Source organism: Stenotrophomonas sp. YJH_SMC_65, assembly GCF_059369475.1.
Map to the genome: position 1 here is coordinate 298,620 of NZ_JCAFSR010000001.1, position 21,033 is coordinate 319,652.

18 protein-coding genes and 2 tRNA genes are annotated in these 21,033 nt (G+C 64.8%); all 20 read left to right on the top strand.

The genetic code is table 11. From position 1 onward, the window contains the following. Positions 1–8: 8 nt before the first annotated feature. The 20 genes from AC5P7A_RS01285 to rbfA all read left to right on the top strand — a co-directional run bounded on the left by AC5P7A_RS01285 (position 9) and on the right by rbfA (position 21,030). Positions 9–365: an NADH-quinone oxidoreductase subunit A gene (locus AC5P7A_RS01285; RefSeq protein WP_008265012.1), complete on the top strand. Its 357-nt coding sequence runs from the start codon at positions 9–11 to the stop codon at positions 363–365. After that, positions 356–910, top strand: a complete 555-nt coding sequence (locus AC5P7A_RS01290; RefSeq protein WP_005417936.1) for a NuoB/complex I 20 kDa subunit family protein — start codon at positions 356–358, stop codon at positions 908–910. Before AC5P7A_RS01285 ends, AC5P7A_RS01290 begins: the two co-directional genes overlap by 10 nt. Before the next feature lie 33 nt (positions 911–943). After that, complete coding sequence (locus tag AC5P7A_RS01295) at positions 944–1,693, top strand: NADH-quinone oxidoreductase subunit C (protein ID WP_014647869.1); 750 nt, start codon at positions 944–946, stop codon at positions 1,691–1,693. Further along, positions 1,690–2,997 carry an NADH-quinone oxidoreductase subunit D gene (locus tag AC5P7A_RS01300; protein ID WP_445978799.1) on the top strand — a complete coding sequence of 436 codons (1,308 nt, stop codon included), beginning with the start codon at positions 1,690–1,692 and terminating at the stop codon, positions 2,995–2,997. Before AC5P7A_RS01295 ends, AC5P7A_RS01300 begins: the two co-directional genes overlap by 4 nt. Positions 2,998–3,094: 97 nt before the next feature. Next, the gene (gene nuoE / locus AC5P7A_RS01305; protein ID WP_014647867.1) at positions 3,095–3,622 is read left to right on the top strand and encodes an NADH-quinone oxidoreductase subunit NuoE; all 528 of its coding nucleotides are present in this window, start codon (positions 3,095–3,097) and stop codon (positions 3,620–3,622) included. 4 nt (positions 3,623–3,626) lie between these two features. Beyond that, a complete protein-coding gene (gene nuoF / locus AC5P7A_RS01310) occupies positions 3,627–4,967 on the top strand; it encodes an NADH-quinone oxidoreductase subunit NuoF (protein WP_014647866.1) in 1,341 nt (446 codons plus the stop codon). Continuing rightward, entirely contained in the window at positions 4,964–7,198 is a 2,235-nt protein-coding gene (gene nuoG / locus AC5P7A_RS01315; RefSeq protein ID WP_111206883.1) for an NADH-quinone oxidoreductase subunit NuoG, read from the top strand. Before nuoF ends, nuoG begins: the two co-directional genes overlap by 4 nt. Beyond that, entirely contained in the window at positions 7,195–8,289 is a 1,095-nt protein-coding gene (nuoH, locus tag AC5P7A_RS01320) for an NADH-quinone oxidoreductase subunit NuoH (protein ID WP_014037948.1), read from the top strand. The genes nuoG and nuoH overlap by 4 nt, the downstream gene beginning before the upstream one ends. A gap of 4 nt (positions 8,290–8,293) precedes the next feature. Beyond that, positions 8,294–8,782 carry an NADH-quinone oxidoreductase subunit NuoI gene (nuoI, locus tag AC5P7A_RS01325; protein WP_005410456.1) on the top strand — a complete coding sequence of 163 codons (489 nt, stop codon included), beginning with the start codon at positions 8,294–8,296 and terminating at the stop codon, positions 8,780–8,782. 9 nt (positions 8,783–8,791) lie between these two features. Next, positions 8,792–9,448 (top strand): NADH-quinone oxidoreductase subunit J, encoded by a 657-nt coding sequence (locus AC5P7A_RS01330; RefSeq protein ID WP_014647864.1) that lies wholly within the window; start codon positions 8,792–8,794, stop codon positions 9,446–9,448. Beyond that, positions 9,445–9,750: an NADH-quinone oxidoreductase subunit NuoK gene (nuoK, locus tag AC5P7A_RS01335; protein ID WP_005417921.1), complete on the top strand. Its 306-nt coding sequence runs from the start codon at positions 9,445–9,447 to the stop codon at positions 9,748–9,750. Before AC5P7A_RS01330 ends, nuoK begins: the two co-directional genes overlap by 4 nt. A gap of 7 nt (positions 9,751–9,757) precedes the next feature. Next, positions 9,758–11,932 (top strand): NADH-quinone oxidoreductase subunit L, encoded by a 2,175-nt coding sequence (nuoL, locus tag AC5P7A_RS01340; protein ID WP_046431809.1) that lies wholly within the window; start codon positions 9,758–9,760, stop codon positions 11,930–11,932. Between the two features lie 23 nt (positions 11,933–11,955). Further along, positions 11,956–13,464 (top strand): NADH-quinone oxidoreductase subunit M, encoded by a 1,509-nt coding sequence (locus AC5P7A_RS01345; protein WP_019660580.1) that lies wholly within the window; start codon positions 11,956–11,958, stop codon positions 13,462–13,464. 15 nt (positions 13,465–13,479) lie between these two features. Further along, positions 13,480–14,940 (top strand): NADH-quinone oxidoreductase subunit NuoN, encoded by a 1,461-nt coding sequence (nuoN, locus tag AC5P7A_RS01350; RefSeq protein WP_032957446.1) that lies wholly within the window; start codon positions 13,480–13,482, stop codon positions 14,938–14,940. Between the two features lie 127 nt (positions 14,941–15,067). Further along, positions 15,068–15,144: transfer RNA gene (locus AC5P7A_RS01355), tRNA-Met, on the top strand. 82 nt (positions 15,145–15,226) lie between these two features. Further along, a tRNA-Met gene (locus AC5P7A_RS01360) sits at positions 15,227–15,303 on the top strand. 366 nt (positions 15,304–15,669) lie between these two features. Continuing rightward, positions 15,670–16,260 carry a ribosome maturation factor RimP gene (gene rimP / locus AC5P7A_RS01365; protein ID WP_014647860.1) on the top strand — a complete coding sequence of 197 codons (591 nt, stop codon included), beginning with the start codon at positions 15,670–15,672 and terminating at the stop codon, positions 16,258–16,260. A 4-nt stretch (positions 16,261–16,264) separates the two neighbouring features. Further along, on the top strand, positions 16,265–17,776 hold the full coding sequence (nusA, locus tag AC5P7A_RS01370) for a transcription termination factor NusA (RefSeq protein ID WP_014647859.1): 1,512 nt from the start codon (positions 16,265–16,267) through the stop codon (positions 17,774–17,776). Positions 17,777–17,868: 92 nt separating this feature from the next. Continuing rightward, on the top strand, positions 17,869–20,514 hold the full coding sequence (gene infB, locus AC5P7A_RS01375; protein WP_014647858.1) for a translation initiation factor IF-2: 2,646 nt from the start codon (positions 17,869–17,871) through the stop codon (positions 20,512–20,514). 132 nt (positions 20,515–20,646) lie between these two features. Continuing rightward, positions 20,647–21,030, top strand: coding sequence for a 30S ribosome-binding factor RbfA (rbfA, locus tag AC5P7A_RS01380; RefSeq protein ID WP_005410447.1), 384 nt, complete (start codon positions 20,647–20,649; stop codon positions 21,028–21,030). Positions 21,031–21,033: the final 3 nt, after the last annotated feature.

Sequence of the window (21,033 nt, forward strand, 5' to 3'; positions counted from 1 at the left end):
GAATCGCTGTGCTGGCCGAATATTTGCCTTCTCTGCTGTTTCTGATCGTTGCCACCGGTATCGGCATTACGCTGATGCTGGTTGGTCGATTCCTCGGTCCCCGCCGCCCCGATCTGGAAAAGCTGTCGCCGTACGAGTGCGGCTTCGAGGCCTTCGAAGACGCGCGCATGAAGTTCGACGTGCGCTACTACCTGATCGCGATCCAGTTCATCGTCTTCGACCTGGAAATCATCTTCATCGTGCCGTGGACCCAGGTCTTCATGGAGCTGGGCGCCCGTTCGCTCATCACCATGGGCCTGTTCGTCGGCATGCTGTTCCTCGGTTTCATTTACGTCTGGAAGAAGGGAGCGCTGGAATGGGAGTGATTCAGACTCTCGATGGCCTCATGAACAACCCGTCGCCGGAAGGCCGGGTTGATGACATCCTGCGGCCGGAAGGCGACAACCCGCTGCTGGAAAAGGGCTTCGTCACCACCAGCGTCGACGCACTGCTGAACTGGGCGCGCACCGGCTCGATGTGGCCGATGACCTTCGGCCTGGCCTGCTGCGCGGTCGAGATGATGCACGCCGGCGCCGCGCGCCTGGACCTTGACCGTTACGGCGTGGTGTTCCGCCCGTCGCCGCGTCAGTCCGACGTGATGATCGTGGCCGGTACCCTGGTCAACAAGATGGCCCCGGCGCTGCGCAAGGTCTACGACCAGATGCCGGACCCGAAGTGGGTCATCTCGATGGGTAGCTGCGCCAACGGCGGTGGCTATTACCACTACTCCTATTCTGTCGTGCGCGGCTGTGATCGCGTGGTGCCGGTGGACGTCTACGTCCCGGGCTGCCCGCCGACCGCCGAGGCGCTGGTGTACGGGATCCTGCAGCTGCAGAAGAAGATCTGGCGTACACAGACCATCGCCCGCTGACCCCTTCACCTGACAAGAGCGCGCCAAGCCCCCATGGCAGAGCAAGCATCCTTCATCGACCGACTCTCCGCACGTTTCGCTGGTGCGAAGGTCATCGTGGTCGAACCCCGCGGCGAAGTGACGCTGGAAGTGCCTGCCGCCGAGTGGCACGCCACCGCCCTGGCGCTGCGTGACGAGTTTGGTTTCGAGCAGGCCGTGGATCTGTGCGGCGTCGACTACCTCGGTTATGGCTCCGACGAATGGGACACCGCCGACGTGTCCTCGCAGGGCTTCAGCCGTGGCGTCGAAGGCAAGGCCCAGGGCCGCTTCGCGTGGGGCGAGTTCCCCACCGAGGAAAACGGTGCCGACGGTGCCCGCCCGCAGCACATGCCGACCCAGCGTTTCGCCGTGGTCGCCCAGCTGCGCTCGTACCAGCACAACCTGATGATGCACCTGCGCTGCTTCGCCCCTGACGAAGCGCTGCCGGTGGTGTCCTCGCTGACCAGCGTGTGGCCGGGCCTGAACTGGTTCGAGCGCGAAGCGTTCGACCTGTACGGCGTGATCTTCGAAGGCCACCCGGACCTGCGCCGGATCCTGACCGACTACGGTTTCGTCGGCCATCCGTTCCGCAAGGACTTCCCGCTGATCGGCAATGTCGAAGTCCGCTACGACGAAGAAAAGAAGCGCGTGATCTACGAACCGGTCACCTCGGTGGAGCCGCGTGTCGGCGTGCCGCGCGTGATCCGTGACGACGCCCGTCTGCAGACCGCAGCCGGTGAGCGCGCGCAGGAGGCAGTGAAGTGAGCCAAGTACACCAGGCCGGCGAAGCGTTCGCCAGCAACGCCGCCGAAAGCCGGCAGGAAATCCGCAACTACACCATGAACTTCGGCCCGCAGCATCCGGCCGCTCACGGTGTGCTGCGCCTGATCCTGGAAATGGACGGCGAAACCATCATGCGTGCCGACCCGCACGTGGGTCTGCTGCACCGTGGCACCGAGAAGCTGGCCGAGTCCAAGCCGTTCAACCAGTCGATCGGCTACATGGATCGCCTCGACTACGTGTCGATGATGTGCAACGAGCACGCCTACGTGCGCGCGATCGAGACCCTGATGGGCATCGAGGCGCCGGAGCGTGCGCAGTACATCCGCACCATGTACGACGAGATCACCCGCATCCTCAACCACCTGATGTGGCTGGGCTCCAACGCGCTCGACCTGGGTGCGATGGCCGTGATGCTGTATGCCTTCCGTGAGCGCGAAGAGCTGATGGACTGCTATGAAGCGGTCTCCGGCGCGCGCATGCACGCGGCGTACTACCGCCCGGGCGGTGTCTACCGCGACCTGCCGGACCACATGCCGAAGTACAAGGAATCGCGCTGGCACAAGGGCAAGGCGCTGAAGCAGCTCAATGCTTCGCGCGAAGGCTCGCTGCTGGACTTCCTGGAGAACTTCACCGTCGAGTTCCCCAAGCGCGTCGACGAATACGAAACCCTGCTGACCGACAACCGCATCTGGAAGCAGCGTACCGTCGGCATCGGCGTGGTCACTCCGGAACTGGCGCACCAGTGGGGCATGACCGGCGTGATGCTGCGTGGCTCGGGCGTGGCCTGGGACCTGCGCAAGAAGCGCCCGTACGCCAAGTACGATGCTGTCGATTTCGACATCCCGCTGGGCAAGGAAGGCGACTGCTACGACCGCTACCTGGTCCGCGTCGCCGAAATGCGCGAATCCAACCGCATCATCAAGCAGTGCGTGGCGTGGCTGAAGGCCAACCCCGGCCCGGTCATGGTCAAGAACTTCAAGGTCGCTCCGCCCAAGCGCGAGGACATGAAGGACGACATGGAAGCGCTGATCCACCACTTCAAGCTGTTCAGCGAAGGCTATTGCGTACCGGCGGGTGAAACCTATGCGGCCGTGGAAGCGCCCAAGGGCGAATTCGGCTGCTACCTGGTCTCCGATGGCGCCAACAAGCCCTTCCGCGTGCACCTGCGCGCACCGGGCTTCGCCCACCTGTCCTCGATCGATTCGATCGTGCGCGGCCACATGCTGGCCGACGTGGTGGCGATGATCGGTACCTATGACCTGGTGTTCGGCGAGGTTGACCGGTAATGCCGTCCGCCACGCCAACGCCCGCTGCAGGCAGCCGGCGCAAGCCGGCGCCGCAGTTTCTGGAATTTCACGTTATGCATTTCGCTGAGGTCGGCCGATGAAGGCGACAGGTAATTTCGAGGCGGCGCGCGACGTCGACCCGATGGTGGTGCTGAGCGACAAGACCCGCGCTCACATCGATCACTGGCTGTCCAAGTTCCCGCCGGACCGCAAGCGCTCTGCCGTGCTGCAGGGCCTGCATGCGGCCCAGGAGCAGAACCAGGGCTGGCTGACCGACGAGCTGATCGCCGCCGTCGCCAAGTACCTCGACCTGCCGCCGGTGTGGGCCTACGAGGTCGCCAGCTTCTACTCGATGTTCGAGACCGAGAAGGTGGGCCGCAACAACGTGGCCATCTGCACCAACATCAGCTGCTGGCTCAATGGCGCCGAGGACATCGTCCGCCATTGCGAGAAGAAGCTGGGCATCAAGCACGGTGAATCGACCCCGGATGGCCGCGTCTACCTCAAGCGCGAGGAAGAGTGCCTGGCCGGTTGTGGCGGCGCGCCGATGATGGTCATCAACGGTCACTACCATGAGCGTCTGACCCTGGAAAAGGTCGACGAGCTGCTGGACGGGCTGGAGTAAGGGCATGGCACATCACCACGAATCCAAGGGTCCGGTCGGCCCCGCGCCGCTGCCGCACCAGGTGGTCTACACCACCCTGCATTACGACACCCCGTGGTCGTACGAAAGCTACCTGAAGACCGGTGGCTACGCCGCCCTGCGCAAGATCCTCGAAGAGAAGATCCCGCCGGAGCAGGTCATCGAGATGGTCAAGGCCTCGGGCCTGCGCGGCCGCGGTGGCGCAGGCTTCCCGACCGGCCTGAAGTGGTCCTTCATGCCCAAGGGCAACATGCAGAAGTACATCCTCTGCAACTCGGACGAATCCGAGCCGGGCACCTGCAAGGACCGCGACATCCTGCGTTACAACCCGCATTCGGTGGTGGAAGGCATGGCGATTGCCTGCTACGCCACCGGTTCGACCGTGGGTTACAACTACCTGCGCGGTGAGTTCCACCACGAGCCGTTCGAGCACTTCGAGCAGGCCCTGGCCGACGCCTATGCGAACGGCTGGCTGGGCAAGAACATCCTCGGCAGCGGCGTGGACATCGACATCTACGGTGCGCTGGGCGCCGGCGCCTACATCTGCGGCGAAGAAACCGCGCTGATGGAATCGCTGGAAGGCAAGAAGGGCCAGCCGCGCTACAAGCCGCCGTTCCCGGCCAATTTCGGCCTGTATGGCAAGCCGTCGACGATCAACAACACCGAAACCTACGGTTCGGTGCCGGCGATCATCCGCAACGGTCCGGAGTGGTTCAAGGGCCTGAGCCTGACCGCCAACGGCGGTCCGAAGTGCTTCTCGGTGTCCGGCTGCGTGCAGAACGGCGGCAACTTCGAAGTGCCGCTCGGCACCAAATTCCACGACCTGCTGGAAATGGCCGGTGGCCTGCGTCCGGGCCGCACGCTGAAGGGCGCGATCCCGGGCGGCGTGTCGATGCCGGTGCTGACCGCGGCCGAGCTGGAGGACCTGCCGATGGACTACGACACCATCCGTGCACTGGGCTCCGGCCTGGGTTCGGGCGCGATCGTGGTGCTCGACGACAGCGTCTGCTGCGTCAAGTTCGCCTGCCGCATCAGCCAGTTCTTCCACAAGGAATCCTGCGGCCAGTGCACCCCGTGCCGTGAAGGTACCGGCTGGATGCACCGCGTGCTGGAGCGCATCGTCGCCGGCAAGGCCACGATGGAAGACCTGCACCAGCTGAAGGCGGTGGCGGGGCAGATCGAAGGCCACACCATCTGTGCGTTCGGTGAAGCGGCTGCATGGCCCATCCAGGGCTTCCTGCGCCAGTTCTGGGACGAATTCGAGTACTACATCGTCAACGGTCATTCGATGGTTGACGGCAAGAAGGTGGAGGCAGCCGCCGCATGAGCGCGCAACCCGTAAACCCGAACGTGCCACCGGATCACGTGACCATCGAGATCGATGGCAAGTCGCTGGTCGTGCCCAAGGGTTCGATGATCATCCAGGCGGCCGACAAGGCCGGTATTCCGATTCCGCGCTTCTGCTACCACGAGAAGCTGCCGATCGCCGCCAACTGCCGCATGTGCCTGGTGGACGTGGAGAAGTCGCCGAAGCCGGCGCCGGCCTGCGCCACCCCGGTGATGGACGGCATGAAGGTCGCCACCCGCAGCGAGAAGGCACTGAAGTTCCAGCGCTCGGTGATGGAGTTCCTGCTCATCAACCACCCGCTGGACTGCCCGATCTGCGATCAGGGCGGCGAGTGCGAGCTGCAGGACGTATCGTTGGGCTATGGCCGTTCGGTCAGCCGCTTCAACGAGCGCAAGCGCGTGGTGCCGGACGAGGACATGGGCCCGCTGGTCGCTACCGAGATGACCCGCTGCATCCAGTGCACCCGCTGCGTCCGCTTCACCGCCGACGTTGCCGGTACCTACGAACTGGGTGGCATGTACCGCGGTGAGAACCTGCAGATCGGCACCTTCGACGGCAAGCCGCTGACCACCGAGCTGTCCGGCAACGTCGTCGACGTCTGCCCGGTCGGCGCGCTGACCAACAAGGTGTTCCAGTTCCGCGCCCGTCCGTGGGAACTGACCGCGCGCGAATCGCTGGGCTACCACGACGCGATGGGTTCGAACCTGTTCCTGCACGTGCGTCGCGGTGAAGTGCTGCGCACCGTGCCGCGCGACAACGAAGCCGTGAACGAGTGCTGGCTGTCCGACCGTGACCGCTACTCGCACCAGGGCCTGTACAGCGAAGACCGTGCGGTCAAGCCGCTGCGCAAGGTCAATGGCGAGTGGAAGGAAGTGAGCTGGGCCGAAGGCCTGGCCGCGGCCGCCGAGATCCTCAAGGCGAACCAGGGCGACAACCTGGGCGTGCTGGTGCACCCGTCCACCTCCAACGAGGAAGGCGCGTTGCTGGCCCGCCTGGCCAAGGGCCTGGGCACGGGCAACGTCGACCACCGCATCAACAACCGCGATTTCTCCGACGCCGCAACCGCCGAAGTGTTCGGCCTGCCGCTGGCCGAAATCGAAGGCGCTGACCGCATCGTCGTTCTGGGCAGCAACATCCGCCACGAACTGCCGCTGCTGCACGCCCGCCTGCGCAAGGCGCAGACCACCAAGGGCGCGAAGATCCATGTCGTCAACCCGGTGGACTTCGACTTCGCCTTCAGCATCGCCGGCAAGCAGATCGTCGCACCGTCCAAGTTCGTCGACGCGCTGGCCAACGCCGAGCTGCGTTCGGCAGTGCAGGGCGGCAACAACACCGTGCTGATCGTCGGTGGCATCGCCGAAAACCACCCGCAGGCTGCCGCGATCCGCGCTGCTGCGCGTGAGTTCGCCGCCGCCACCGGTGCCAAGCTGTGCCGCATCCCGCAGGGCGCCAACGCCGTTGGCCTGACCCGCGCCGGTGTGCTGCCGGCTGGCAAGGACGTCGCCGCGATGCTGGCGCAGCCGCGCCAGGCCTATGTGGTGTACGGCCTTGAGCCGGGCCTGGACTTCGCCGATGCACCTGCCGCGCGCAAGGCGCTGGCCGGTGCCCAGGTGGTGGCTTTCAGCCAGTTCGCCTGTGCCTCCACCCGCGACGTCGCCGACGTGATCCTGCCGATCGGTGCGCTGCCGGAAATCGACGCCACCCTGACCAACCTTGATGGTCGCGAGCAGTCGGCCCGTGCCGGCGGCAAGCTGCCGGGCGAGGCCCGTGAAGGCTGGCGCGTGCTGCGCGCCCTGGGCGGCGAGCTGGCCGTGGCCGGTTTCGACTTCACCGACCTGGCCGGCCTGCGCGCCAGCCTGGCCCCGGTATCGGTCACCGTTGCCGCTTCGGCGCAGCCGGTGGTTGCCGGCGAAGGCCTGGAAGTGGCTTCGACCGCCGCGATCTACCGCACCGATGCGGTGGTCCGTCGCGCCCCGGCGCTGCAGTCGCATCCGCTCAACAACGCCCCGCGCATCGTGCTGAACGCTGAAGATGCCGCTCGCCTGCAGCTGCAGGAAGGGCAGATGGCCAAGGTCGGCACCGATGCCGGCAAGGCCACCCTGCCGGTGGTGGTCGACGCCCGCGTCGCTGCGGGTTCGGTCTGGATTGAATCGGGCCACGGCGCGACCGCGCCGCTGGGTGCCGCTCGCGTATCGGTGGTGGCTGCATGAACGAATTGCTGTTGAACGCGGTCGACCCGCTGCACCAGTGGCTGCTGGGCCTCGGTGACATCGGCGCGCTGATCTGGATCATCCTGAAGATCCTGGTGATCGCCGTTCCGGTGATCATCTCGGTGGCCTTCTACGTGGTCTGGGAACGCAAGCTGATCGGCTGGATGCACGTCCGCCACGGCCCGATGTACGTGGGCATGGGCATCTTCCAGGCCTTCGCCGACGTCTTCAAGCTGCTGTTCAAGGAAGTGGTTCAGCCGAGCAGCGCCAACAAGGCGATCTACCTGCTGGCCCCGCTGATCACCCTGGCCCCGGCCTTCGCGGCCTGGTCGGTGGTGCCCTTCGATTCGCAGATCGTGCTGTCCAACGCCAACGCCGGCCTGCTGTACCTGCTGGCGATGACCTCGCTGGGCATCTACGGCATCATCCTGGCCGGTTGGGCGTCCAACTCGAAGTATGCGTTCCTGGGGGCGATGCGCGCCTCGGCGCAGATGATCAGCTACGAAATCGCCATGGGCTTCGCCCTGGTCGGCGTGATGATCGCCTCGGGCAGCCTGAACCTGAGCAACATCGTGATGGCGCAGGCCGGCAGTTCCGGCTTCTTCGACTGGTTCCTGCTGCCGCTGTTCCCGCTGTTCGTCATCTACTGGGTCTCGGGCGTGGCTGAAACCAACCGCGCGCCGTTCGACGTGGTGGAAGGCGAATCGGAAATCGTCGCCGGCCACATGGTCGAATACTCCGGCGGTGCCTTCGCCCTGTTCTTCCTGGCCGAATACGCGAACATGATCCTGATCAGCTTCCTGATCTCGATCTTCTTCCTCGGCGGCTGGCTGAGCCCGGTCCAGGGCTGGGTCAACTTCGGCGATGTCTCGCCGCTGGTCGACTGGATCTGGAAGGGGGGCGCGCCGTGGCTGTTCGTCAAGGTGTTCTTCTTCGCCAGTGCCTACATCTGGTTCCGTGCCAGCTTCCCGCGCTTCCGCTACGACCAGATCATGCGCCTGGGCTGGAAGGTCTTCATCCCGCTGGCCATTCTGTGGATCGCGGTTACCGCCGTCATGGTGTTCTTCGGCGTGATTCAAAAGGGCGTCTAAAGTGATGAACAGGATTACCCATTACTTCAAGAGCCTGCTGCTGCTCGAACTGCTGGCGGGCCTCTGGCTGACGCTGAAGTACAGCTTCAAGCCGAAGTACACGATGATGTACCCGATGGAGAAGTTCCCGCAGTCGCCGCGCTTCCGTGGCCTGCATGCGCTGCGCCGTTATCCCAACGGCGAAGAGCGCTGCATCGCCTGCAAGCTGTGCGAAGCGGTGTGCCCGGCGCTGGCCATCACCATCGACTCGGCCAAGCGCGAGGACGGCACCCGCCGCACCACGCGTTATGACATCGACCTGTTCAAGTGCATCTTCTGTGGCTTCTGTGAGGAAAGCTGCCCGGTGGACTCGATCGTCGAAACCCACATCCTCGAGTACCACTTCGAGAATCGTGGCGAAAACATCGTTACCAAGCCGCAGCTGCTGGCCCTGGGCGACCGTCTCGAAAACGAGATCGCCGAGCGTCGCGCCGCCGATGCCGCTTACCGCTGAGGTCGAGAGATGGATTGGGTAAATATCGCTTTCTGGGTGTTCGCCATCGCGGCAACGGTTTCGGCCGGTGCGGTGATCAGCGTGCGCAACCCGGTTCACGCCGTGCTCTGCCTGGTGCTGACCTTCTTCTCCATCGCCTGCGTGTGGCTGCTGGTGGGCGCCGAGTTCCTCGGTGTGGCGCTGGTGCTGGTCTACGTCGGTGCGGTGATGGTGCTGTTCCTGTTCGTGGTGATGATGCTGGACATCGACCCCACCAAGCTGCGTGAGGGCTGGGTGCGCTACCTGCCGGTCGGCCTGATTGTCGCGGTCGCGATGCTGGCGCAGATGCTGATCCTGATCGGGGTCAAGGCGCGTTCGGTCACGCCGTTCCCGGCCGACAACGCCGCTGCGGTCGCCGCCGACAGCTCCAACATCACCTGGCTGGCACGCACGCTGTTCACCGAGTACCTGCTGCCGTTCGAGTTCGCCGCCGTCATCCTGACCGTGGCCGTGGTTGCCGCCGTGATGCTGACCCTGCGTCGCCGTACCGGCGTGAAGAGCCAGAACCCGGGCCAGCAGACCATGGTCAAGGCCGGCCAGCGCCTGCGCATGGTCAAGATGGGTGCCGAAGCACCGGTCGTGCACAGCAACAGCAAGCCGGTCGCCGGCGAGGAGACCCAGCCGTGATCACCCTTGGCCATATCCTCGCGCTGGGCGCGGTGCTGTTCGCCATCAGCCTGGCCGGTATCTTCCTCAACCGGAAGAACGTCATCGTCCTGCTGATGTCGATCGAGCTGATGCTGCTGTCGGTGAACATCAACTTCGTCGGCTTCTCGCGTCAGCTGGGCGATCCGTCCGGCCAGCTGTTCGTGTTCTTCATCCTGACCGTCGCCGCCGCGGAAGCCGCCATCGGCCTGGCGATCCTGGTGACTCTGTTCCGTACACGCCGCACGATCAATGTCGGCGAAGTCGATTCGTTGAAGGGCTGATCCACAGATGGAAATCACTCTCTCCAAGAGTCTGTTGATCGCAGTGGTGCTCGCACCGCTGTTCGGCAGCATCATCGCCGGCCTGTTCGGTCGCCAGGTCAAGCGCTTCGGCGCGCAGACCATCACCATCCTCGGCGTCGCGGTGGCCTGCGGCCTGTCGATGTATACGCTCTACCAGCTGCTGTGGGGTGGGGCGCAGCCGTTCAACCAGAACATCTACACGTTCTTCGAAGTCGGCCAGTACTCGGCCCACGTCGGCTTCATGGTCGACAAGCTGACCGCGATGATGATGGTGGTGGTGACCTTTGTGTCGCTGCTGGTCCACATCTACACGATCGGCTACATGCAGGACGATCCGGGCTACCAGCGGTTCTTCAGCTACATCTCGCTGTTCACCTTCTCGATGCTCACCCTGGTGATGAGCAACAACTTCCTGCAGCTGTTCTTCGGCTGGGAAGCGGTGGGCCTGGTGTCGTACCTGCTGATCGGCTTCTGGTTCAAGCGCCCGACCGCGATCTTCGCCAACATGAAGGCGTTCCTGGTCAACCGCGTCGGTGACTTCGGCTTCCTGCTGGGCATCGCCGGCGTGCTGTGGGTGTTCGGCACCCTGGACTACTCGCAGGTGTTCTCGCAGGCCGGCATGCTGGCCGACCCGCGCGCCCAGCTGCAGATCTGGGACGGCACGCTGCTGGGCATGCAGCTGCTGAACGAGCCGGTGATCTGGTCGATCGCCACCGTCATCTGCATCTGCCTGTTCATCGGTGCCATGGGCAAGTCGGCCCAGGTCCCGCTGCACGTGTGGCTGCCGGACTCGATGGAAGGCCCGACCCCGATCTCGGCACTGATCCACGCCGCGACGATGGTGACCGCCGGTATCTTCATGGTCACCCGCATGTCGCCGCTGTTCGAGCTGTCGCAGACCGCGCTGAACTTCGTGCTGTTCATCGGTGCCACCACCGCGTTCTTCACTGGCCTGATCGGCATCGTGCAGAACGACATCAAGCGCGTGGTCGCGTACTCGACCCTGTCGCAGCTGGGCTACATGACGGTTGCACTGGGCGTGTCGGCCTATTCGGCTGCCGTGTTCCACCTGATGACCCACGCCTTCTTCAAGGCCCTGCTGTTCCTGGGCGCCGGCTCGGTCATCATCGCGATGCACCACGAGCAGGACATGCGCAAGATGGGCGGCCTGCGCAAGTACATGCCGATCACCTTCATCACCATGTGGATCGGTACCCTGGCGCTGGTCGGCACGCCGTTCTTCTCCGGCTTCTACTCGAAGGACACCATCATCGAGGCGGCCGAGCTGCACGCGCACCTGTCCAACAGCTGGGTGGCCACCTATGGCTACTGGGCGGTGCTGGGTGGCGTGATCGTCACCAGCTTCTACAGCTTCCGCCTGCTGTTCCTGACCTTCCACGGCAAGGAGCGTTTCCGCGACGCGCATGACGATCACGGCCATGGCCATGACGATCACCACGCCGCCGACGCCCACCACGGCGATGCACACCATGGTGATGGCCACGACGACCACGGCCATGGCCACGGTCCGCACGAGCCGCACGAAACCCCGTGGGTGGTGACCCTGCCGCTGATCCTGCTGGCCATCCCGTCGATCGCCATCGGTTTCTTCAGCATCGGCCCGATGCTGTACGGCACCGACTGGGCCGGCAACCACGCGCACGATGCCATCAAGGGCCAGGCGCACACGTTCTTCACCGGCATCGTCGACTTCTACGATCCGGCCAAGAACACCATCGGCTTCCTGGGTGAGGAGTTCCATGGCCCGGTCGCCTTCGCGCTGCATGGCATGATGGCTCCGGCGTTCATGCTGACCGTTGCGGGCTTCCTGCTGGCCGCACTGTTCTACCTGTGGAAGCCGGACCTGTCGGGCAAGGCCCGCAAGACCTTTGCTCCGCTGGTGTCGGTGCTTGAAAACAAGTACGGCTTCGACAAGCTGTGGATCGATGGCTTTGCCGGTGGCAGCGTCAAGCTGGGCAAGGTCTCGCGCTGGATCGACAGCAACATCGTCGACGGCGTGGTCAATCTCTCGGCACGTGTTGTGGACGTCGCAGCCGGCGTGCTGCGTCGTACCCAATCCGGTTTCCTCTATCACTACGCCTTCGCGATGATCATCGGCCTGATTGCCCTGCTGGGCGTGCTGATGCATTACCTGCGTTGATGACCTGTACGGAATAAGAAGACGTGTCGAACTGGCCTCTACTCAGTGTCCTCATCTGGCTGCCGATCATCGGTGGTGCCCTGATCCTTGCGATCCGTGATGCGCAGACCGCCCGCTGGGCGTCGCTGGGCGTAGCGGTGCTGACCTTCGTGGCGAGCCTCTCGCTGCTGAGCGGCTACAACGCAGGCGTCGATGGTCTGCAGTTCGTCGAGACCCATGCCTGGATCCCGGCGTACAAGATCGGCTACAACCTGGGCGTGGACGGCATTGCCGTGGCGCTGATCCTGCTGACCACCCTGGTCAGCGTGCTTGCCCTGATCGGCGCCTGGAGCGCCATCGACAAGCGCGTGAACCAGTACGTGGCGGCCTTCCTGATCCTGGAAGGTGTCACCGTCGGCATCTTCGCCGCGACGGACGCAATGCTGTTCTACGTGTTCTTCGAAGCGATGCTGATCCCGATGTTCCTGATCATCGGTGTCTGGGGCGGTCCGCGCCGCATCTACGCCGCGCTGAAGTTCTTCCTGTACACCTTCCTCGGCTCGGTGCTGATGCTGGTGGCGCTGATCTACCTGTACATGAAGGGCGGCAGCTTCCAGCTGGCCGACCTGTACGCGCTGCCGCTGTCGGCCAAGGAGCAGACCTGGATCTTCTTCGCCTTCCTGATCGCCTTCGCGGTCAAGGTGCCGATGTTCCCGGTCCACACCTGGCTGCCGGACGCCCACGTGGAAGCGCCGACCGCCGGTTCGGTGATCCTGGCCGCGATCGCCCTGAAGATCGGTGGCTACGGCTTCCTGCGCTTCAACCTGCCGATCGTCCCGGACGCGTCGCAGGAATGGGCCTGGCTGGTGATCGCGCTGTCGCTGATCGCGGTGATCTACGTCGGCCTGGTCGCCCTGGTGCAGGACGACATGAAGAAGCTGATCGCCTATTCGTCGATCGCGCACATGGGCTTTGTCACCCTGGGCACCTTCATCGCCCTGTGGCTGGTGCGCGAAGCCGGCAACGCCGACGCCGCGCGCCTGGGCCTGCAGGGCGCCATGGTGCAGATGATCTCGCACGGCTTCGTGTCCGGCGCGATGTTCTCCTGCGTCGGCGTGCTGTACGACCGTATGCACAGCCGCCGCATCGCCGATTACGGCGGCGTGGTCAACGTGATGCCGTGGTTCGCCACCTTCGCGATGCTGTTCTTCATGGCCAACGCGGGCCTGCCGGGTACCAGCGGTTTCGTTGGCGAGTTCATGGTCATCCTCTCGGCCTTCCAGCGTAATCCGTGGATCGCCCTGGGCGCGGCCACCACCCTGATCATCGGCGCCGCCTACACCCTGTGGCTGTACAAGCGCATCTTCTTCGGTGAAGTGGCCAACAGCCATGTTGCCGAACTGAAGGACATCAACGGCCGCGAATGGCTGGTGCTGGGCGTGTTCGCCATCGGCGTGCTGGCCCTGGGCATCTACCCCAAGCCGCTGACCGACCTGATGGAGCCCTCGATCGCGAAGCTGGCGATGCAGATCGCATCCAGCAAGCTGCTGTAATTCCAGGATTTGATGATGACCACCTCGCCGCTGCTGCCATTGACCGCCGCTGACCTGCCACCGCTCGCTCCCGAGCTGGTGCTGATCGGCAGCGCCTTCGCCCTGATGATCCTCGACCTGTTCGTCAGCAACCGGAACAAGATCGTCACCCACCTGTTCTCGCTCGCTGCGCTGGCCGTGGTGCTGTTCATGCTGGCCACCGGCGTGGGCGGGCAGGGGGAGGTCTTCCATGGCATGTTCGTGCGCGATACCGCCGCGGACGTGATGAAGACCGGAATCGTGCTGCTCAGCGGCCTGACCCTGGTCTACGGCTGGCGCTACCTGCGTGATCGCGACCTGTTCCAGGGCGAGATCCCGGTGCTGATCCTGTTCGGCACCGCCGGCATGATGATCCTGGTCTCGGCCGGCAGCCTGCTGATGGTCTACCTGGGCCTGGAACTGCTGGCGCTGTGCTCCTACGCCCTGGTCGCCAGCAACCGCGAAAGCGGCCTGGCGTCGGAAGCGGCGATGAAGTACATCGTGCTGGGTTCGCTGGCCTCGGGCCTGCTGCTCTACGGCATGTCGCTGATCTACGGCGCCACCGGCAGCCTGCACCTGGATGTGATCCGCGAGGCCATCCCGCACTCGGAAGAGCGCGTGCTGCTGATCACCGGTGCGGTGTTCATGATCGCCGGCGTCGCCTTCAAGCTGGGTGCCGCGCCGTTCCACATGTGGCTGCCGGACGTGTACCAGGGTGCCCCGGCACCGATCGCACTGTTCATCAGCTCGGCGCCGAAGCTGGCCGCGTTCGGCATGGCCTACCGCCTGCTGGAAATGGGCGTGGGTCCGCTGTCGACCGAACTGCAGCTGCTGATCGCCGGCCTGGCCGCGGTATCGCTGGTCATCGGCAACCTGATGGCCATCGCGCAGAGCAACCTCAAGCGCATGCTGGCGTTCTCCACCGTCTCGCACATCGGCTTCCTGCTGATGGGCATCGCCGGTGGCGGTTCGCAGGGCTACGCCGCCGCGCTGTTCTACGCACTGGCCTACGCGATCATGTCCACCGCCGCCTTCGGCGCGATCATCGCGCTGTCGCGTGCCGGCTTTGAAGCCGAGAACATCGAGGACTTCAAGGGCCTGAACGCCCGCAACCCGTGGATGGCCGGCCTGGTGCTGTGCATCATGGCGTCGCTGGCCGGCATCCCGCCGTTCCTGGGCTTCTGGACCAAGCTGGCGGTGCTGGGCGCGGCCGTCAACGGCGGGCTGCTGTGGCTGGCCATCCTCGGCGTGCTGTGCGCCGTGGTCGGCTGCTTCTACTACCTGCGCGTCATCAAGGTCATGTACTTCGATGAGCCGGTGGGCGAGGCCATGCCGCGCAGCAACGACCGCGTGCTGGGCGTGGTGCTGGGCGTGAATGCCCTGGCGCTGCTCGCGCTGGGCCTGGCCTGGAACCCGATCATGGTCTGGTGCCAGCAGGCATTTGCGCATCTTGCATAAAAGTTGACACAAAGCTGCGCGATTCGTGTAATATGCGCAGCCTGAGTTGTCACTGCAGCGGTTCAGCCAGAACATCGTTGCGGTAGTCCTCCTCGAAAGAGCAGGGCAGCAGTTCAAACACTTCCGGTGCGGGGTGGAGCAGTCTGGCAGCTCGTCGGGCTCATAACCCGAAGGTCGCAGGTTCAAATCCTGCCCCCGCTACCAACGTCGGATCGGCGCCAACCGGTTCGATGAATGAGGGAAAGCTTGCATTTTTCGCAGCAATGCCTCATGATTCCGCTTCTGATGCGGGGTGGAGCAGTCTGGCAGCTCGTCGGGCTCATAACCCGAAGGTCGCAGGTTCAAATCCTGCCCCCGCTACCAAGTAAAGAGATCGCCTTCGAAGTCCTGCTTCGAGGGCGTTTTTCTTTGGGGTCTGCGTTGTTTCTGTGTGATCGGGGTCAGATCCCTTATCCACGGGAAAAGGGATCTGACCCGGGTCCGCACCTTGCACCAGCGCGGTGCAGTCGCTATCATCAGCGGCCTAGCAGTACCCCTGAAGGCGGCCTCCCAGCGGGAGTCCGGACCCGGAAGGAGGGCCGCAACCGGCAGGCAATGCAGGTTGCAACCGGAATCCAGTCACCGGAGTCTTTCCGGAAAAGGGGCCCAACGGGCCCTTTGTCGTTTCCGGGGCGTCACGTTTCCACGCCGGCCAAGGCCGGCACCCAACCATAGAGATCAAGGCAGGCTGTGAGCGACAAGGCAACCGACATCGCGAATCTGCTCGCCCCGACCGTTGTGTCGCTGGGCCTGGAGCTGCTGGGCGTTGAGTATCTGCCGGCCCCCGGCGGTGCGACCCTGCGCCTTTACATCGACGTGCCGCTGGCTGAACAGCCCGAGCGCATCATCAATGTCGACGACTGCGAGCGGGTCAGCCGCGAAGTGTCGGCGCAGCTGGACGTCGAGGACCCGATCAGCGGCAATTACACGCTGGAAGTGTCCTCGCCGGGCGTCGACCGTCCGCTGTTCAGCCTGGAGCAGTTCGGCCGTCACCTCGGCGAATCGGCCAAGGTCACGCTGAAGCTGCCGCAGGACAACCGTCGTCGCCTGCAGGGTCGTATCGAGGCGACCGACGAGGCGGCGGGGACCATCACTTTCATCGTCGACAAGGCCGAAGTGGTCGTGTCGGCCGACAACATCGACAAGGCACGGATCATGCCCGACTGGGTGGCGCTGGGGCTGGCCCCGAGCAAGCCGACCGGTCCGGCACCGAAGCGTCCGAAGCCGAACACGAATTCTTCTTCCAACGAGCCGGCGGCAAAGAAGCCGCGCGCGGAGTGAGCCAATGAGCAAGGAACTGTTGCTGGTAGTCGACGCAGTCGCCAACGAGAAGGGCGTGCCGCGTGAAGTGATCTTCGATGCCATCGAGGCCGCCCTGGCCTCGGCAGCGAAGAAGCGCTATCCCGACGAGGAAGTACTGACCCGCGTGGTCATCGACCACAAGGACGGCAGCTACGAAACCTTCCGCCGCTGGGAAGTGGTGGCCGATGACGTGGTCATGGAATCGCCGGACCGCCAGATCCGCCTGATGGACGCCGTCGATGAAGCCGAAGGCGTCGAGGTCGGTGACTACATCGAAGAGCAGATCGAGAACCCGGATTTCGGCCGCATCGCTGCCCAGGCCGCCAAGCAGGTCATCGTCCAGCGCGTGCGCGAAGCCGAGCGCCAGCAGGTCGTGGATGCGTGGAAGGATCGCGTGGGTGAGCTGATCACCGGCGTGGTCAAGCGCGCCGAGCGCGGCAACATCTATGTCGACCTCGGCGGCAACGCCGAAGGCTTCATCCCGAAGGACAAGGGCATCCCGCGCGACGTGCTGCGCGCCGGTGACCGCGTGCGCGGCTACCTGGCCGAAGTGCGCTCGGAGCCGCGTGGCCCGCAGCTGTTCATCAGCCGTGCCGCCCCGGAATTCATGATCGAGCTGTTCAAGCTGGAAGTGCCGGAAGTCGGCCAGGGCCTGGTGGAAATCAAGGCCTGTGCACGTGACCCGGGCGACCGCGCCAAGATCGCCGTGCTGGCCCACGACCAGCGCACCGATCCGATCGGCGCCTGCATCGGCATGCGCGGTTCGCGCGTGCAGGCCGTGTCCAACGAGCTCAATGGCGAGCGCGTGGACATCGTGCTGTGGAACGACAACCCGGCCAACTTCGTCATCAACGCGATGGCGCCGGCCGAAGTGCAGTCGATCATCGTCGATGAAGACAAGCACTCGATGGACCTGGCCGTTGCCGAAGACCGCCTGGCCCAGGCGATCGGCAAGGGCGGCCAGAACGTGCGCCTGGCCAGCCGCCTGACCGGCTGGCAGCTCAACGTGATGACCCAGGACCAGGTCACCGCCAAGTCGGAAGCCGAGCAGGCTGCGGCCCGCCAGCTGTTCATGGACAAGCTGGAAGTGGACGAGGAAATCGCCGGCATCCTGGTCAGCGAAGGCTTCGGCACCGTCGAGGAAATCGCATATGTCCCGGTCGGCGAACTGCTGGCCGTGGAAGGTTTCGACGAGGACATCGTCGAAGAGCTGCGCGCTCGTGCCCGCGATGCGCTGCTCAATGAGGCCCTGGCAGTCGAGGAAGGCCTTGAAGACGGCCAGCCGGCGCAGGACCTGCTGTCCCTGAAGGGCATGGACGAAGCCACCGCGTACGCGCTGGCCGGCCACGGCGTGCGTACCAGCGAGGATCTGTCCGACCTGGCCGCCGACGAGGTCATGGACTTCGGCATCGAAGGACTGGATCAGGCGCGCGCCGCTGCGCTGATCCTGGCCGCCCGTGCCGAGGAGATCGCCCGACTGGAACGCGGCGAATGAGCCGGCAATGAACAGGGCCCTGAGCCGCTCAGGGCGTAGAATCCGCGCCACCTCCACATGCGGGGGGGCGCCCACAAGATCATAGGATCCGAATGTCGCAGCAAACCACCATCCGCAAGCTTGCCGAACTGGTCAACACGCCGGTCGAAAAACTGCTGGAACAGCTGGCCGGTGCCGGCATGAAGTTCAGCGGTCCCGACCAGGTCGTGACCAGCTCCGAGAAGGTGAAGCTCCTGGGCTTCCTTCGTCGTTCGCACGGCAAGCCCGAGCAGGCCCCGGAAGAGACCGATCAGTCTGCGAAGAAGATCACGCTCAACCGCCGGAAGCAGCAGGAAGTGACGGTCAATTCCGGTCGCAGCAAGACGACCGTGAATGTCGAGGTGCGCCAGAAGCGTACCTACGTCAAGGATGGTGCTCGCGCCATGACCCCGGACGAAGAGCGCGCCGACATCCTGCGCAAGCTGGAAGAGTCGCGTGCCCGCAACCTTGCCGAACAGCAGGCCCTGGCCGAGAAGGATCGTCTGCGCGACGAAGCCATCGTCCGTGCCCGTGAGGAAGAGGCCGCCGCCAAGGAACGCGCCGAGGCCGAGAAGAAGGCTGCCGAGGAAGCTGCGGCTGCCGCCAAGGCGGCCGAGACGCTGGCTGCCAGCAAGCCCAAGCGTGCTCCGATCGACGAAACCGCGCCGCGCCCGCCGCGCACCCCGGCCGCAGCCCCGGCTGCGCCGCGTGGTGCACCGCCGCCGCCGCGCAACGACGACCGCAACAACCGCAGCGCGCCGCGCAACGAGCGTGGCCCGGGTGACCGTTTCGCCGGCCAGATGCACCTGTCGGCCGCCGACCGTGCGCGTCGTGGCAACAGCAACAACAGCAACACCCGGGGTCGTCCGGGCGGGCGCAACCAGGCCGGTGGCCGTCGCGACATGTCGCGCGGTGGCAACAATGCCGGCCCGCACGCCTTCGAGCGTCCGACTGCACCGGTGGTGCGTGAAGTGGCGATCGGCGACACCATCACCGTGGCCGACCTGGCGCAGAAGCTGGCGCTGAAGGGCGGCGAGGTGGTCAAGGCGCTGTTCAAGATGGGCGTGATGGCGACCATCACCCAGTCCATCGACCACGACACCGCCGCGCTGGTGACCGAAGAACTCGGCCACAAGGCGATCCGCGCCAACGACAACGACGCCGAAGACGCACTGCTGGCCTCGACCGGTGAAAACCAGGGCGAAGCCACCCAGCGTCCGCCGGTGGTCACCATCATGGGCCACGTCGACCACGGCAAGACCTCGCTGCTGGATTACATCCGCCGCACCAAGGTCGCCACCGGCGAAGCGGGTGGCATCACCCAGCACATCGGCGCTTACCACGTCGATACGCCGAAGGGCGTGATCAGCTTCCTGGACACCCCGGGCCACGCCGCCTTCACCTCGATGCGTGCGCGCGGCGCCAAGCTGACCGACATCGTGGTGCTGGTCGTGGCCGCCGATGACGGCGTCATGCCGCAGACCAAGGAAGCGATCCAGCACGCGCGTTCGGCGGGTGTGCCGCTGATCGTGGCGATCAACAAGATCGACAAGTCCGACGCGGATCCGATGCGGGTCAAGAACGAACTGCTGTCCGAGCAGGTCGTGGCCGAAGACTTCGGTGGTGACACCCAGATGGTGGAGATCTCGGCCAAGACCGGCCTGGGCATCGACGACCTGCTGGACGCCATCTCGATCCAGGCCGAACTGCTGGAACTGAAGGCGGTCGATGAAGGCCGCGCCTCGGGCGTGGTGATCGAATCGTCGCTGGACAAGGGCCGCGGCCCGGTCGCGACGGTGCTGGTGCAGCAGGGCCGCCTGAAGAAGGGCGACTACCTGGTGTGCGGCATCCAGTACGGCCGCGTGCGTGCGCTGTTCGACGAAACCGGCAAGCAGCCGGAGTTCGCCGGCCCGTCCATCCCGGTGCAGGTCCTGGGCCTGTCCGGCGTGCCGGAAGCTGGTGACGACTTCGTGGTCGTCGAGGACGAGCGCCTGGCCAAGGACGTTGCCCAGCAGCGCGAGACCAAGCGCCGTGAATCGCGCCTGGTGGCCACCGCTGGCAGCCGCATGGAAGACATCATGGCGACCCTGGGCAAGGGCGAGGGCCAGCAGGTCCTCAACCTGGTCATCAAGGCCGACGTGCAGGGTTCGGTGCAGGCGCTGAGCCAGGCACTGGTCGCGCTGTCCAACGAAGACATCCGCATCAACGTGATCCACTCCGGCGTGGGTGGCATCACCGAGTCGGACGCCAACTCGGCCGCCGCTTCGAAGGCCACCGTCATCGGCTTCAACGTGCGTGCGGACGCTTCGGCCCGTCGCATCATCGAATCCAATGGTGTCGACCTGCGTTACTTCTCGATCATCTATGACGTGATCGACCAGGTGAAGCAGGTGGCCTCCGGTCTGCTGGGCGTGGAGATCCGCGAAGAGATCATCGGTATCGCCGAGGTCCGCGACGTCTTCCGCAGCTCGAAGCTGGGTGCCGTCGCCGGCTGCATGGTCATCGAGGGTGTGGTCAAGCGCAACAAGCCGATCCGCGTCCTGCGCGACAGCGTAGTGATCTTCGAGGGCGAGCTGGAATCGCTGCGTCGCTTCAAGGAGAACGTCGAGGAAGTCCGCAACGGTACCGAATGCGGTATCGCGGTGAAGGCCTACAACGACGTCAAGCCGGGTGACCAGATCGAGTGCTTCGAACGTATCGAAGTGCCGCGCACCCTGTAATGCTGCAAGGTGGCCCGACCAACGGTCGGGCCCCACCATGTACCTGTAGCGCCCGACCGTTGGTCGGGCGACAATCGAATCAAAGGTAGTGCCCGACCGTTGGTCGGGCGACAACTGAACCAAGAGCTCCTCGTGCCCAAGACTTTCCATCGAACCGACCGTGTCTCCGCCCAGCTGCGCCGTGAACTCGGCACCCTGGTGCACAACGCCGTGCGCGAGCACGGGTTGCCCTCGGTGAGCGTGTCCGACGTGGAAATCACCCGCGACATGGCCCATGCCAAGGTGTTCGTCACCGCGCTGATGCCGGAACGTTCGGCTGAAGCCGTGGCCGGCCTGAAGGAACTGGGCTACCGCCTGCGCATGGACCTGGCCCGCGCGATGAAGCTGCGCCACGTGCCGGAGCTGCATTTCCACTACGACGACTCGGTCGATCGTGGTGAGCACATCGACAACATCCTGCGCGACCTGCCCGATACGCTGGCCGCCGAGAAGCGTCGCGAGAGCGACGAAGAATAACCG